General features: G+C 67.5%; 14 protein-coding genes. 7 read left to right on the top strand and 7 right to left on the bottom strand.

The window, feature by feature from the left end; genetic code table 11:
- Nucleotides 1-15 precede the first annotated feature (15 nt).
- Both H7J93_RS15090 and pdxH read right to left on the bottom strand, forming a co-directional pair.
- Nucleotides 16-1,305, bottom strand: a complete 1,290-nt coding sequence (locus H7J93_RS15090; RefSeq protein ID WP_267307116.1) for an MFS transporter — start codon at nucleotides 1,303-1,305, stop codon at nucleotides 16-18.
- Nucleotides 1,306-1,965, bottom strand: coding sequence for a pyridoxamine 5'-phosphate oxidase (gene pdxH, locus H7J93_RS15085; protein WP_276022026.1), 660 nt, complete (start codon nucleotides 1,963-1,965; stop codon nucleotides 1,306-1,308). It abuts the gene before it with no gap.
- Between the two features lie 94 nt (nucleotides 1,966-2,059).
- On the opposite strand from pdxH, the gene H7J93_RS15080 reads away from it, so the two are divergent.
- The 3 genes from H7J93_RS15080 to H7J93_RS15070 all read left to right on the top strand — a co-directional run bounded on the left by H7J93_RS15080 (nucleotide 2,060) and on the right by H7J93_RS15070 (nucleotide 4,718).
- Nucleotides 2,060-3,187 carry a citrate synthase 2 gene (locus H7J93_RS15080; protein WP_267307114.1) on the top strand — a complete coding sequence of 376 codons (1,128 nt, stop codon included), beginning with the start codon at nucleotides 2,060-2,062 and terminating at the stop codon, nucleotides 3,185-3,187.
- Nucleotides 3,184-3,795, top strand: coding sequence for a maleylpyruvate isomerase family mycothiol-dependent enzyme (locus tag H7J93_RS15075; protein WP_267307113.1), 612 nt, complete (start codon nucleotides 3,184-3,186; stop codon nucleotides 3,793-3,795). The genes H7J93_RS15080 and H7J93_RS15075 overlap by 4 nt, the downstream gene beginning before the upstream one ends.
- A gap of 77 nt (nucleotides 3,796-3,872) precedes the next feature.
- Complete coding sequence (locus H7J93_RS15070) at nucleotides 3,873-4,718, top strand: glycoside hydrolase family 16 protein (protein ID WP_267307358.1); 846 nt, start codon at nucleotides 3,873-3,875, stop codon at nucleotides 4,716-4,718.
- 1 nt (nucleotide 4,719) lies between these two features.
- Here the strand turns inward: H7J93_RS15070 and H7J93_RS15065 are convergent, their stop codons facing one another.
- Nucleotides 4,720-6,252, bottom strand: coding sequence for a glycosyltransferase family 39 protein (locus H7J93_RS15065; RefSeq protein ID WP_267307112.1), 1,533 nt, complete (start codon nucleotides 6,250-6,252; stop codon nucleotides 4,720-4,722).
- A 171-nt stretch (nucleotides 6,253-6,423) separates the two neighbouring features.
- On the opposite strand from H7J93_RS15065, the gene H7J93_RS15060 reads away from it, so the two are divergent.
- Nucleotides 6,424-6,876 carry a VOC family protein gene (locus H7J93_RS15060; RefSeq protein ID WP_267307111.1) on the top strand — a complete coding sequence of 151 codons (453 nt, stop codon included), beginning with the start codon at nucleotides 6,424-6,426 and terminating at the stop codon, nucleotides 6,874-6,876.
- A gap of 13 nt (nucleotides 6,877-6,889) precedes the next feature.
- Here the strand turns inward: H7J93_RS15060 and H7J93_RS15055 are convergent, their stop codons facing one another.
- Together H7J93_RS15055 and H7J93_RS15050 are read right to left on the bottom strand one after the other, a co-directional pair.
- Complete coding sequence (locus H7J93_RS15055; protein ID WP_267307110.1) at nucleotides 6,890-8,575, bottom strand: FAD-dependent oxidoreductase; 1,686 nt, start codon at nucleotides 8,573-8,575, stop codon at nucleotides 6,890-6,892.
- A gap of 7 nt (nucleotides 8,576-8,582) precedes the next feature.
- Nucleotides 8,583-9,608: an AurF N-oxygenase family protein gene (locus tag H7J93_RS15050; RefSeq protein WP_267307109.1), complete on the bottom strand. Its 1,026-nt coding sequence runs from the start codon at nucleotides 9,606-9,608 to the stop codon at nucleotides 8,583-8,585.
- A 107-nt stretch (nucleotides 9,609-9,715) separates the two neighbouring features.
- On the opposite strand from H7J93_RS15050, the gene map reads away from it, so the two are divergent.
- Nucleotides 9,716-10,480, top strand: coding sequence for a type I methionyl aminopeptidase (gene map / locus H7J93_RS15045; protein WP_267307108.1), 765 nt, complete (start codon nucleotides 9,716-9,718; stop codon nucleotides 10,478-10,480).
- On the opposite strand, the gene H7J93_RS15040 is transcribed toward map, so the two are convergent.
- Nucleotides 10,477-10,944 (bottom strand): CAP domain-containing protein, encoded by a 468-nt coding sequence (locus H7J93_RS15040; protein ID WP_267307107.1) that lies wholly within the window; start codon nucleotides 10,942-10,944, stop codon nucleotides 10,477-10,479. The two genes, map and H7J93_RS15040, sit on opposite strands and share 4 nt — an antisense overlap.
- A gap of 155 nt (nucleotides 10,945-11,099) precedes the next feature.
- On the opposite strand from H7J93_RS15040, the gene serC reads away from it, so the two are divergent.
- Both serC and sepH read left to right on the top strand, forming a co-directional pair.
- Nucleotides 11,100-12,212 carry a phosphoserine transaminase gene (gene serC, locus H7J93_RS15035; RefSeq protein WP_267307106.1) on the top strand — a complete coding sequence of 371 codons (1,113 nt, stop codon included), beginning with the start codon at nucleotides 11,100-11,102 and terminating at the stop codon, nucleotides 12,210-12,212.
- Between the two features lie 86 nt (nucleotides 12,213-12,298).
- Nucleotides 12,299-13,084, top strand: a complete 786-nt coding sequence (gene sepH, locus H7J93_RS15030; protein WP_267307105.1) for a septation protein SepH — start codon at nucleotides 12,299-12,301, stop codon at nucleotides 13,082-13,084.
- Nucleotides 13,085-13,094: 10 nt separating this feature from the next.
- Here sepH and H7J93_RS15025 read toward each other — a convergent pair whose 3' ends face one another.
- Nucleotides 13,095-13,367 carry a DUF2537 domain-containing protein gene (locus tag H7J93_RS15025; RefSeq protein WP_267307104.1) on the bottom strand — a complete coding sequence of 91 codons (273 nt, stop codon included), beginning with the start codon at nucleotides 13,365-13,367 and terminating at the stop codon, nucleotides 13,095-13,097.
- Nucleotides 13,368-13,369 lie beyond the last annotated feature (2 nt).

Below are 13,369 nucleotides of genomic sequence, written 5' to 3'. Positions count from 1 at the left end.
CGACACTTGGCCGCGTCAGACTTTGTCCGCGTCGGTCACCCGGTAGCGGACGAACGCCGGCACCAACAGCGTGCAGGCCACCATCCCGATCACCACCAGCGTCCCGCCTCCGGCCGCGGCGACCGTGGTGCCGACGACCGCGGCGGTCGCCCCGTGGGCGGCGTCCGCCAGTCGCGGTCCCCCGGCGACGACCACCGTGAACACCCCCTGCAGTCTGCCGCGCAGATCGTCGGACGCGGCCTGCTGCAGGATCGTCGACCGGAAGGCGGCAGACACCATGTCGGCGGCGCCGCCGATCACCAGACAGGCCAATGCGATCCAGAGGAAGACACCCGCGGCACCGTGTGCGAACCCGCTCGCGACACCGAAACCGATCATCGCGACACCCCACACCACGATCGCGCCGACGACGGCCAGACCCTGGCGACGGATCCCCGGCAACCAGCCGGAGAACACGCCACCCGCGACGGCGCCCACCGACATCGACGCGGCCAGCAGTGCCATCGTGACGCCGCCCTCGACCGGTCCACCGAAACTCTCGTGCGCCATCTGCGGGAACAGTGCGCGGGGCATTCCGAAGATCATCGCGATCAGGTCCACCACGAACGACATCAACACGACCTGATTGCCCGACAGGTAGCGAAAGCCGTCCAGTACCGCGCCCAGTCCGGCGCCCCCTCCCCCGGTGGGCGGCATCGACGCAAGGCGCCACGTCGCCCATATCGGGGCGACGCACAGGATCGCGTCGATCAGATACAGCGTTGACAGGTCGACCCAATGCAGCATGACCCCGGCCAGCAGTGGCCCGACGATCGCGCCGAACTGCATCACCGTCATGTTCAGCGAGTTCGCCGCCGCCAGCTGATCGCCCGGCAGCATTCGCGGGATCGCCGCGGCCCTGGTCGGCGAGTTGATCGCGTAGAACGCCTGCTGCACCGACAACAGGCACAGCACCACCCAGACGTTGTTGAGGTGCAGCGCGGCCTGCAGCCACAGCAGCACCGACGCCAACGCCAGCCCGATGGACGCGATGATCAGCAGCACGCGGCGGTCCATCGCATCGGCCCAGGCCCCGCCCCACAGTCCGAACACGATCAGCGGAGCGAGCGCGAACACCCCGGACAGCCCGACGTACGCGGAGTTCTGCGTGAGTGCGTACAGCTGAACCGGCACCGCGAAGATCGTCAGATTGGCGCCGATGACGGTGACGGTGCCCGCCAACCACAGCCGCCGGAAGTCCGGGGTGCGTAGGGGTGTGATATCCGCGAAGAGCCGCCCCTGTGACCGGGGAACCCGCCGCCGCACCTAGGGCTGCAGCCGCTCGATGCGGCTGTTGTGCACGGTCACCGGCAGCTCGGCATCGGTGACGATACGAATCCTGTTGTGCACCCGGTTCTCCCGGCCCTGCCAGAACTCGACGACTTCGGGCGCAATCAGGTAACCACCCCAGTTCGGCGGCACGGGGACCTTGTCGAAGTCGGCGAATCGCGCTGTCACGTCGGCCAACTGCTGAAGCAGGGCAGCGCGCGAGGCGATCGGCTGGGACTGGTGTGACGCCCACGCGCCCAGCTGCGAACCGCGGGGGCGTTTGGACCAGTAGTCGGCGGTCTCCTGCGCCGACACCTTGGTGACCGGGCCGCGGACGTGGACCTGCCTGCCGAGCAGGTACCAGGGGAACGTCGCCGACGCATAGGGCATGGCTGCCAGATCCCTGCCCTTGGCGGAGTCGTAGTTGGTGAAGAAGGTGATGCCGCGCTCGTCGACACTCTTGCAGAGCACCGAACGGGTGGCCGGACGTCCACGGGCGTCGACGGTGCCCACGACCATCGCGTTGGGTTCGGCGACCCCCGCCCGCTCGGCGTCGGCTAACCAGTTGCGCAGCAGCGCAACCCAGCCGTCCGCGAGCCAATCGACATCGAGGTCGACGCTGCCGTCTTTCTCCACCGAACCGTATTCCACCCGCATCCTGGCCAGGTGGTCGTCGTCGCGAGATACCACGCGATCACGCTACGCCCCGCCGGGTGGTCGCCGAGGTAGGGCCGGGTGCGAGAATCTGCCCATGACTACGACGTCAGTGGTGCCCGAGGATTTCGTACCCGGACTGGAAGGCGTCGTCGCCTTCACCACCGAGATCGCAGAACCCGACAAGGATGGCGGCGCCCTGCGGTATCGCGGTGTCGACATCGAGGACCTGGTCAATCAACACGTCACCTTCGGTGACGTCTGGGCGTTGCTGGTCGACGGCAAGTTCGGCCACGGGCTGCCGCCCGCAGAGCCCTTCCCGCTGCCGATCCACAGCGGCGACGTGCGCGTCGACGTGCAGGCAGGCCTGGCGATGCTGGCCCCGATCTGGGGCTACGCACCGCTGCTGGACATCGACGAGCAGACCGCGCGCGACCAGCTCGCCCGGGCGTCGGTGATGGCGCTGTCCTACGTCGCACAGTCCGCGCGTGGCATCTACCAGCCGGCGGTCCCCCAGCGTCTTGTCGACGAATGCTCCACCGTGACAGCACGTTTCATGACCCGGTGGCAGGGTGAGCCCGACCCGCGGCACATCGAGGCCATCGACGCCTACTGGGTGTCGGCCGCCGAGCACGGCATGAACGCGTCGACGTTCACCGCGCGCGTGATCGCGTCGACGGGCGCGGACGTGGCGGCGGCGCTGTCGGGCGCGATCGGCGCGATGAGCGGCCCGCTGCACGGCGGCGCGCCCGCGCGGGTGATCCCGATGATCGAGGAGGTCGAGAAGACCGGCGACGCGAGCGCGGTCGTCAAGGGCATCCTGGATCGCAAGGAAAAGCTGATGGGGTTCGGACACCGCGTCTACCGGGCCGAGGATCCGCGGGCACGCGTGCTGCGGGCCACCGCCAAGCGGCTCGACGCACCGCGCTACGAGGTGGCCGCCGCGCTGGAACAGGCCGCGCTCGCGGAGCTGCGTGAACGGCGCCCCGACCGCGCGATCGAGACCAACGTCGAGTTCTGGGCGGCGGTGATCCTGGACTTCGCGCAGGTGCCGACCAAGATGATGCCTGCGATGTTCACCTGCGGCCGGACGGCGGGCTGGTGCGCGCACATCCTCGAGCAGAAGCGGCTCGGCAAGCTGGTGCGGCCGGCGGCGATCTATGTGGGTCCGGAGCCGCGCAGCCCCGAATCCGTCGAGGGTTGGGACCAAGTCAAGCGGTCGTGACGACGGCGACATACGTTTCGGCGGCAACGAGTTTCGCCGCATTGGTGCACGACATACCGGTCGACGCATGGAGTAGACCCGGCCTCGGCGACTGGGATGTCCGCTCGTTGGTCGGGCATACCTCGCGATCGCTGACCACGGTGCGCACCTACCTGCGCACCACCGCCGAGCGGGTCGACATCGCGACCCCCGAGGAGTACTACGTGCGCGTGACGCCGTCGGCGCTGGGCATCGACCCCGCGGACGTCGCCGAACGCGGCAGGCAGGCCGGGACCGCCCTCGGCGATGATCCAGCCGCCGCGGTCGATGAGCTGGTCGCCGGCGTGCTCGACGACCTAGCGGCCGTCGACGACAATCCGTTGATCGAGGTGATCGGCGGACTGGGCATTCGGCTACACAGCTATCTGCCCACCCGGACTTTCGAACTGGCGGTGCATGGGATGGACATCGCTCGGGCTCTCGACCTGTCGTTCGAGCCGCCCGCCGCGGTGCTCGCCGAGGCCCTGGACGTGGCCACCCGAACCGCGGCGCTCACCGGGCACGGCCAGACGGTGCTTCTCGCGCTGACGGGACGGGGCCCGCTGCCGCCAAACTTCTCCGTGGTGTGAAGTTAGATACAACACGAGCGGCCCCCGAAATGAACCTAAACGCTGAGCCGTCCTTTTAAGGTGGGCGGGTGACCCAGATGGATCGCCGCAACATGATGATGATGGCAGGCCTTGGTTTTTTGGCCGCCACGATGCCCCTAGCCCCAGCTCAGGCCACCCCGTTGGACCGGGTGCCGAAACCGGAACAGCCGCCCAGCGGCGACCCGGGCGGCGGATACATCTTCCAAGACGAGTTCGACGGTCCGGCGGGTTCGGCCCCCGATCGCTCCAAGTGGATCGTGCAGACCTGGCAGGACGACGTCTATCCGCCGGTGGCGGGGATCTACCGCGACGACCGCCGAAATGTTTTCCTCGACGGCAATTCCAACCTCGTCCTGCTCGCCACCCACGATATGGGCACCTACTACGGCGGGAAGCTGCGCGGCATCTGGCGGGGCATGATCAACCAGACGTGGGAAGCGCGGATCAAACTCGACTGCCTGACCCCAGGTTGCTGGCCTGCGTTCTGGGCGGTGAACGAGGATCCGCTGCCCGACGGTGAAGTCGACATCTTCGAGTGGTACGGCAACAACAGTTGGCCACCGGGGACGACCGTGCACGCGGCGTCCAACGGCAAGACATGGGAGGGCAAGTCGATCCCCGGTCTCGTCGATGGCGCGTGGCACACCTGGCGGATGCGTTGGGATGAGGACGGTTTCAAGTTCTGGCGCGATTATGTCGACGGCGCCGAGCCGTACTTCAGTGTGCCGCCGAAGCCGATCCAGGTGTCCGGCAGGCCCGGCGACTGGCGCTGGCCGTTCAACAACCCCGGCTATTGGATGCAGCCGATGTTCACCCTCGCGGTCGGCGGACCCGGCGGTGGCGATCCGGCACTTGGAGTGTTCCCGGCCGCGATGCTGGTGGACTACATCCGCGTCTGGTGAGTCAGCGCGTCGCCCTGATGACCTGAACCAGGTTGAACTGCCAGCGTTCCTGGAGCCGGTAGCCGGTGTCGCGGATCACCGCGAATGCGGGGGTGCCGCCGAAAAGCGGTCCGGGCTCCATCAATTCGGCCTGCTCGTGGGCGGGCCGCGACGGATCGGCCTGGGTGATGATCCACAGGACGCGGCAGACGTTGAGTGGGCCCACCGACGCCTCCGGGATGAGGTTGGTGTCGAAGACGTCGTGACGTTCAGTGGCCTTCTGCCACAGGCTGATATCGACCACGTTCTCATAGGCATCGGGCCGCGCCGCCAGCAGCGGACGCATCGGGGCCGGCATGAACGTCACGGTGTCGTTCACCAACAGGCACTCACCCGGTTCACCTTTGGCGTTCGCGGCGATCAGATCGGCCACCTGGCTGTAGTCCATTCCATACTTGGCATACGGACTCCGCTGTACCAGTAGATAATTCGGCACCGCCGCTGCCGCGAACACGATCAGCACGGCCGCCGCGACCCACTGCCGCACCGCCAGCGCGCCGACGCACACACCCAGCACCAGTGCCATCGCCGGCGCGGTGAAACACAGGTAGCGGGGCGTATAGATCGGATGGATCAGTGCCGAGTAGCCGAGGATCAACACGGTGGGAACGAGTAGCCACGCGATCGCCAGGGTCAACAGCTGACGATCCGGCGTGCTCAGTTGCGCAGATGTGAAGCGCCACAAGACAACAGCCGTCACCACGACGCAGGCCGACACGATCAGAAACCACGGACTTCGTTCGAAGTACTGCTGGACGGCCACGTCTTCGACCGTCCTGCCACCGACCGGCGAGATCCAGACGATCTGATGTGCTTGACCGACGACCAACCACACGAACGGCGCCACGGCGACGCATGCACCCGCCGCGGCGGCGGCGAAGCGCGCGACGACGGCACGTCCTGGCCGATTGACGCACAAGTAAACCGCGTGGGCGCCGAACATCAGCGCGAGGTAGATGTCGAGCAGGACCGACGTCACCATCGCGACGCCGTACCAGAGCCATATCCACTCGCTGTCGCGGCGCACGGCGTATACGAACACCACGCACGTCCACGCGGCGGCCAACATCGTCAGCGCATACGGTCGCGCCTCGATGCCCGCCCACGTCGCACGGGGCAGAATCGCGCAGAGCACTCCGGCGCTCAGCGCGACCGTGCGCGACGAGAACTGTCTCGCCAGTACGACGACGCCCGCCGCGGCTCCGCCGACCGCGAGCGCGCTCGGCACGCGGGACCAGAACTCCGTCGGCGGGAAGACGCTGAACCAGGCGTGCATGAGCACGTAGTAGAGGCCGTGGACGGCGTCGACGTTGCCCGCCATCTGCCACAGCTGGCCCAGGGTGCGACTGTATGACGCCGAGATCGTCGCGGCCTCGTCGTACCAGAACGACGGGCGACCGGCCCCGACGAGGCTGACGACGGTCGCGAAGACTCCCACGACGAGGGGGTCGAGCGCGACCACCCGCGGTCTCGTCAGGACCTCCCGCCCAAGCACGCCGCTATGTTGCCAGACGCGCGGCGGCGATTTCGGCGTGCTGCGTCACGCTCAGCGTGACTGCGCACGCCCAAATCGCAAAAAGAAGTTGTCGGTGCGATGAGTTCGGTCCGCCCGACGAGTCGTACCTCTAGCCCATAAGGGCACAACCACTATTCGAGGAGTCCGCTCATGGCGATCGAAGTTCAGCCGTCCGTATCCGCCCACCTCACCGTTGACGACGCTGCCGCCGCCATCGACTTCTACGTCAAGGCGTTCGGCGCCGAGGAGTACGGCCGCGTTCCCGGCCCCGACGGCAAGCTCGTGCACGCCGCGCTGAACATCAACGGCTCGACGGTGATGCTCAACGACGACTTCCCCGAGATGAGCGAGGGCAAGTCGCTGACGCCCAAAGCACTCGGCGGAACGCCGGTGACAATCCACCTGACCGTCACCGACGTCGACACCAAGTTCCAGAAGGCCGTGGACGCCGGGGCGACGGTCGTCCACCCGCTGGAGGACGCCTTCTGGGGCGATCGATACGGCGTCGTGCGCGATCCGTTCGGCCACCAGTGGTCGATGGGCCAGCCAATGCGTGAGGTGTCGATGGAAGAGATCGAAGAGGCGATGAAGCAGAGCCACTAACGGCTCAGGGCATCTAGCGCAGTAGCCCGGCGAGCACCCGTTCCCGGATCGACGCCGCGGGTGCGGCGGCGGCCGCGGCCAACATGTCGGCGACGGAGGTGAACTTGTCGCGGGGCCGATGGTCGCCGCCGCGCTCGACCTCCGCGGCGTCGATCGCGCGCCATCCCGCGGCGTCGACCACCTCGGGCCGCCTGCGGCGCACGAGCTTATCCAGTCCGGCCGGCTTGCCGACCGGATCTGCGAGCAGGCCCGCGTTGTAGTCGGCCACCAGGTGGTGCACGGTCTCCGCCGCGCATGACTTGTTGGTGCCGATGAAGCCGGTGGGGCCGCGTTTGATCCAGCCCGCGACATAGCTGCCGCCAACGGCCTCGCCGGTTTCCGGATCGACGACCCGGCCGCCGACGTTCGGCACCACGGCGGTGTCGTCGTCGAACGGCAGATCGCGAATCGGCTTGCCGCGGTAGCCGATCGACGTCAGCACCAGTCCGGCGTCGATCCGGCGAACCTCCTGGGTCCCGGTTACGGTGAACTCCACACCGTCGACACGATGCTCGCCCACGACGCGTGTCGGGGTCAGCCGATAGGCCAGCCGAATGCGGGGTCGGGTGGCCGGCGCCGACGAGGCGCCCAGCGTCGACAGGATCTGCAGCTTGTTGCGGGTCAGCGGATCGTTCTCGGTCGCGAGGTCGCGGATGACCAACTCACGGTCGGCATCGTCGAGCACCACGTCGCACGTCGACGTCAGCCCGATCAGTTCGGGCAACGTGAAGGCCGACTGCGCGGGGCCGCGGCGGGCGGCGATGACGACCTCGGTGACCTTGGACCTGCGCAGCGCAGCGAGCGCGTGATCGGCGATATCGGTCTGCGCCAGGGCGTCGGCATCGGTGGTCAGGATGCGGGCGACATCCAGCGCCACGTTGCCGTTGCCGATGATCACCGTCCGCTCGTGACTCAAATCGACTGGTGTAGCCGTGAATTCGGGATGACCGTTGAACCACGCCACCATCTCGGTCGCGGTGCCCGTGCCGCGCAGGCCCATCCCGTCGATGTCGAGCCGTCGATCGTTGGGCGCGCCGACGGCGTAGAGCACGGCGTGATGGTGGGCCAGCAATTCGGCGTGCGTCAGGTCCGCACCCACCTCGACATTGAGGTAGAACGTGAACCCTGGCAACCGCGTCACCTTGTCGAACAGCTTCGTCACCCGTTTGGTGCGCTGGTGATCAGGAGCGACCCCGGCGCGCACCAGCCCGTATGGCGTGGGTAGCTTTTCGAAGACGTTGACGCGCACCCCGCGCTGGGTCAGCAGTTCATCGGCGGCGTACATCGCCGCAGGCCCGGAGCCGACGATCGCCACCGTCAACGGTCCACCGGGCCGCGGCCGGACCAGCGGTGCGTCGAGCACCGGCGCGAGTTTCGATGTGGGAGGCAGCTTTTCGTCCGGCGCCCGCTCCGGGTAGAACGCCGCGTTCAGTTCGACGAACGGAAGCTGGCTGGGCTCCAGCCGGTTGTCGGGCGCGATGGCGCCGACGGGGCACGCCGACACACACGCGCCGCAGTCCACACACGCGGCCGGATCGATGTAGAGCATCTCCGCGGTGGCGAAGCCCGGCTCGTCCGGTGTCGGGTGGATGCAGTTCACCGGACAGGCGTAGACACAGGACCCGTCGCTGCAACACGACTGGGTGATCACGTGCGGCACAGGCGTCCTAAGCGGCGATCACGTGCTGTCGGGCAGGCTCGCTGCGGTAGCGGCTCGGGCGGCCGTCGATCCTGCAGATGCGCCAGATCAGCTTTGCGACCGGATTCATCAAACCGGTCTCGCTGCAAAGCATTCGGACGTCACCGAACATGTCGCGCAACATCTGCCTGGACTCCGGCGAACGGAAGAACACGTCCTTACGCACCGAGCGCGGAATGTCGAATTCCTTCCAGAAGGCGCGCGGGGGAACGATGATCGCCGAACACAGCACGCGCATCACCACGGGGACATACAGCGACAACCAGAACCGCTTGCGCCTCGGCAGGTGCGGAACGCGCTTGCGCAGATACTCGTGCGCGAAGGAGATGTGGCGCGCCTCCTCGGCGACGTGGATTGCCATGACGCGCTCCATGATCGGATGCAGCGTCTTGCCCTCGCGCAGCACGTTCTTCTGCGTGTGGTCGATCGGTTCCTCGCCCGCGAGGATGCCGAACCAGAACGGAATGGGCAGCGGCCCCGCAACAAGCGGTATGACCGGCTGGATCCACTTCAGCAGCCGCGGCATGCCGGGCACGTCGGCGCCGATGCGGTTCACCATCTCCTGGAACATCATGGTGTGGTTGCACTCTTCGACGGCCTCGTGCAGGCAGTACCGGTATTCCGGTGAGCCGTTGGGCGTCCAGAAGGCGTACTCCATCAGGCCGCGGATCAGAATCGACTCGAAATGCAGGCCGACCTTCGCGACATTGGCCTGACGCCACATCCCGATCTCGATCTGACGTTCCGGTGGTTGCGCCTGGTACCACGGGTGCCGGCCGAATGGGTCGGTCCCAGGAAGAATCCAGCGCTCGTCGTTCTCGACGACCTCGAACTCCGGGGAATCCCAATCGATGTCGGTGTACGGATTGAAGTTGCGTCGCACCGACCCCTCGGACAATGTGGTGAGCATGTCGACGTATGCCATGTCGTCGCTGACGTCCATGTTGCGGCGCCAGCGCCTGACGATGCGTGTCTTGGCTTCTTTGACAGCCATTCGGCGCCCCCTACGTGACGTTTACATTTACCCGGCTCGCGTACACAGTACCGCCGGTACTGCATATTGAACAGACCCGATTCCGGGATGTGGCCCAGGAGCACACAGTGGTTGAGCTGAAGACGAGCGCCGAGATCGACGCGATGGCCGCGGCAGGAGCCGTCGTCGCGGAGGCGCTGCGCGCGGTCGCCGAATCCGCGAAACCCGGTATGACCACTGCCGATCTGGATCGCATCGCCGCAGACGTGCTCGCGCGCCACGGCGCGTCGTCGCCGTTCCTGAACTACCACCCGCGCTGGGCGCCGACGCCCTTCCCGGCGGTGCTGTGCGTCAGCGTCAACGATGCCGTCGTGCACGGCATCCCCAACGACTATGAGCTCAAAGATGGCGACCTGGTCTCGATCGACTTCGGTGCCACCCTGCGCGGCTGGACCGGCGATGCGGCGCGCAGCTTCGTCGTCGGCACGCCGCGTCCGGAGGACGTCGCACTGATCGAGGCCGCCGACGCGGCATTGGCCGCGGCCATCGCGGCGGTGCGCCCGGGCAACCGGCTCGGCGACGTCGGCCACGCGATCTCGTCGACGGTGCACGAGGCGGGCTTCGGACTGCTCGCCGACCACGGCGGCCACGGCATCGGGCGCACCATGCACGAGGAGCCGGATGTGCCCAACGAGGGCAGGCCCGGCAAGGGTATGAAGCTGCGTCCCGGCCTGGTGATCGCGATCGAGCCGATGGTGATCGGCGACGGCACCGAGGATTACCGGCACGACCCCGACGGGTGGACGCTGCGAACGTTGTCAGGTGCCCGCGCCGCGCACAGCGAACACACCGTCGCCGTCACCTCCGACGGCGCCCGGATCCTGACGAACTAGCGCGTCCCGAAGTCGACCGCCGCGGTCATCTTGCCGCCGCCGCGCACCGCGGCGAATCCCGCTTCGGTCAACCCGCAGTTGGTGATGATCGCGCGGTGTCCGGGACTGTTCATCCACCAGTTGACGGCCGCGGACGGGTTACTGGCCAACCCGGTTCCCCAGAAGACGACCTCGCCGAGATTGGCATAGCCGGCGTACCCGGCATCCGCAACGCGCTGCGCCAGCGTGGAACCGTCCGAACCGGTGTGGGCGGCCACACCGGTGCGCAGCATGTCGTTGGCTTGTCGCGCCGCAGATGCGGTCAGCTGCGGATTCGGCGCGACGGGTCCGCAACCGTTCGCCGCACGCGTGGCATTGATCTCATTGAGCAGTTGGCCGCCGTCATCGGCCTGAGCCGGCGCAACGGTAAGCATCACCGCCGCGCACAGCGGCACGAACGTGCAGACTTTCCCAAGACTGATCATGTACACCCCAAGGTCAGTCCCCGACAGATCACATTATGGATACAAAATGGTTCCAGCGTGGGTCGTTTACCCACTTTTCCTGGAATTTGTGCTTCACGTCTCTCAAGGCCGCTCCCCACTGAAGGCGTATGAAGCCGGTCACTAGGCTTGGCCCCATGGCCGACTTCACCATCCCCGCCGACCTCAAGCCCCGCGACGGCCGGTTCGGCTGCGGACCGTCCAAAGTGCGCCCTGAGCAGCTGCAGGCGCTTGCCGCCGCGGGCGATCTGTTCGGGACCTCCCACCGGCAGGCGCCGGTCAAAAGCCTGGTCGGCCGGGTTCGTGACGGCCTGAGCCAGCTGTTCTCGCTGCCCGACGGCTACGAGGTCATCCTCGGCAACGGCGGCGCGACCGCGTTCTGGGACGCCGCGGCGTTCGGGCTGATCGACAAGCGCTCACTGCACCTCACCTACGGGGAGTTCAGCAGCAAGTTCGCATCGGCCGTGACCAAGAACCCCTTCGTCGGCGACCCGATCGTCGTCAAGGCCGATCCCGGCAGCGCGCCCAAGCCGCAGTCGGATCCGTCCGTCGACCTCATCGGGTGGGCCCACAACGAGACCTCCACGGGTGTCGCCGTTCCGGTGCAGCGGCCCGAGGGGTCCGACGGCGCATTGATCGCCATCGATGCCACCTCGGCAGCCGGCGGCCTGCCCGTCGACATCACCAATGCCGACGCGTATTACTTCGCTCCGCAGAAGAACTTCGCCAGCGACGGCGGCCTGTGGATCGCCGTCTTCTCACCCGCGGCGCTCGCCCGGGTCGAGGCCATCGCCGCGTCCGGTCGCTGGGTACCGGAGTTCCTGTCGCTGCCGATTGCGATCGAGAACAGCCTCAAGAACCAGACCTACAACACGCCCGCGATCGGCACGCTGATCATGCTGGCCGACCAAATCGAATGGATCCTCAGCAACGGCGGTCTGGACTGGGCGGTCAAGCGCACCGCGGACTCGTCGCAGCGGCTGTACGGCTGGGCGGAGGCAGCGCAGTTCGCCACCCCGTTCGTCGCCGATCCGGAACTGCGGTCGCAGGTGGTCGGCACCGTCGACTTCGCCGACGAGATCGACGCGGCTGCGGTCGCCAAGACGCTCCGGGCCAACGGAATCGTCGACACCGAGCCCTACCGCAAACTCGGTCGCAACCAGTTGCGCGTCGGCATGTTCCCCGCCGTCGACCCCGACGACGTCAGCGCACTGACCGCATGCATCGACTGGGTGGTAGAACGCCTCTGACCTGCCCGCGTGTCTACCTGGTAACAGGCAGATAACGCAGTAGGGTCGCTCTGATCGGGCATCGTGGACGCCCGGAGGAGGTCGACATGCGGAAACTCAAAGTCGTTGGGCTCGACGTCGACGGCAAACAAATCATCTGCGAAGCCGACGACTCCGGCGAGAAGTTCCTCTTGCTGCCCGACGACCGGTTGCGCGCCGCCGCGCGCGGCGAGAGTCCTACGCGGGACACTTCCAAGACGACCGACGAGGCGCCAAGCACGTTGCGCCCGAAAGAGATTCAGGCCAAGATCCGCGCGGGCGCCTCGGTCGAGCAGGTCGCCGCGGCATCCGGTGTCGACGTGGCACGCGTCGAGAGGTTCGCTCATCCGGTGCTGCTCGAGCGGTCGAGAGCAGCCGAGCTGGCAACCGCGGCGCATCCCGTGCTGGCCGACGGTCCGTCGGTGCTGACGCTATTGGAGACGGTGACAACGTCGTTGATCGCCCGCGGACTCGGCGCCGAGGCCACCAACTGGGACGCCTGGCGCAACGAGGACGGACGCTGGACCGTGCAGATGGCGTGGAAGGCGGGCCTGTCCGACAACATGGCGCACTTCCGGTTCACCCCCGGCGCCCACGGTGGCACGGTGACCGCGCTCGACGACTCGGCGGCCGAACTCATCGACCCGAACTTCGCGCGTCCGCTGCGACCGGTTGCCGCGGTCCCGCAGCTGGATGCCGAGCCGCAGCCAGAACCGCTCCCCGAGCCGGAACTCGACCTCGAGCCCGAACCGGCGCCGGCTGCCGCCCCGAAGCCGCGGGCCCGCAAGGGTAAGCCGGCGGTGCCTGCGTGGGAGGACGTGCTGCTGGGCGTGCGGTCCGGCGGGCAGCGCTGAGCTAAATCGGTTACTGCCCGATCGCGATGGCGAACACCGCGATCCACGCACAGACCACGCCGACGGCGGCACCAAGCACGAACCACCGCCACACCAGTCGCTTGCGCCATTCCCACACGGTCGGGGCCAGCCCGCCGACGGCGACCAGGTTGAGCCCGATGGCCAGCAGCGGATGCACCTTCAACAGCCCCAGGCTCAGCACCACGATGGCTGCCGCGATGACCGCGGCGACGAACGCGGCGACCGTCAGGCCCATCGCCCACGGGGTCGATTCGTCGGTCACCG

The organism is Mycobacterium barrassiae (genome assembly GCF_025822765.1).
Lineage (GTDB): Bacteria > Actinomycetota > Actinomycetes > Mycobacteriales > Mycobacteriaceae > Mycobacterium > Mycobacterium barrassiae.
Note: the sequence above shows the minus strand (reverse complement) of the source record. Positions and strands in the feature narration are given on the sequence as shown.

What these genes read in the sequence shown, in the direction of transcription:
- pdxH (WP_276022026.1), bottom strand. Translation starts at nt 1,965, where the DNA reads ATGCGGGTGGAATACGGTTCGGTGGAGAAAGACGGCAGCGTCGACCTC.
- H7J93_RS15080 (WP_267307114.1), top strand. Translation starts at nt 2,060, where the DNA reads ATGACTACGACGTCAGTGGTGCCCGAGGATTTCGTACCCGGACTGGAA.
- H7J93_RS15070 (WP_267307358.1), top strand. Translation starts at nt 3,873, where the DNA reads ATGGATCGCCGCAACATGATGATGATGGCAGGCCTTGGTTTTTTGGCC.
- H7J93_RS15060 (WP_267307111.1), top strand. Translation starts at nt 6,424, where the DNA reads ATGGCGATCGAAGTTCAGCCGTCCGTATCCGCCCACCTCACCGTTGAC.
- H7J93_RS15050 (WP_267307109.1), bottom strand. Translation starts at nt 9,608, where the DNA reads ATGGCTGTCAAAGAAGCCAAGACACGCATCGTCAGGCGCTGGCGCCGC.
- H7J93_RS15040 (WP_267307107.1), bottom strand. Translation starts at nt 10,944, where the DNA reads ATGATCAGTCTTGGGAAAGTCTGCACGTTCGTGCCGCTGTGCGCGGCG.
- serC (WP_267307106.1), top strand. Translation starts at nt 11,100, where the DNA reads ATGGCCGACTTCACCATCCCCGCCGACCTCAAGCCCCGCGACGGCCGG.
- sepH (WP_267307105.1), top strand. Translation starts at nt 12,299, where the DNA reads ATGCGGAAACTCAAAGTCGTTGGGCTCGACGTCGACGGCAAACAAATC.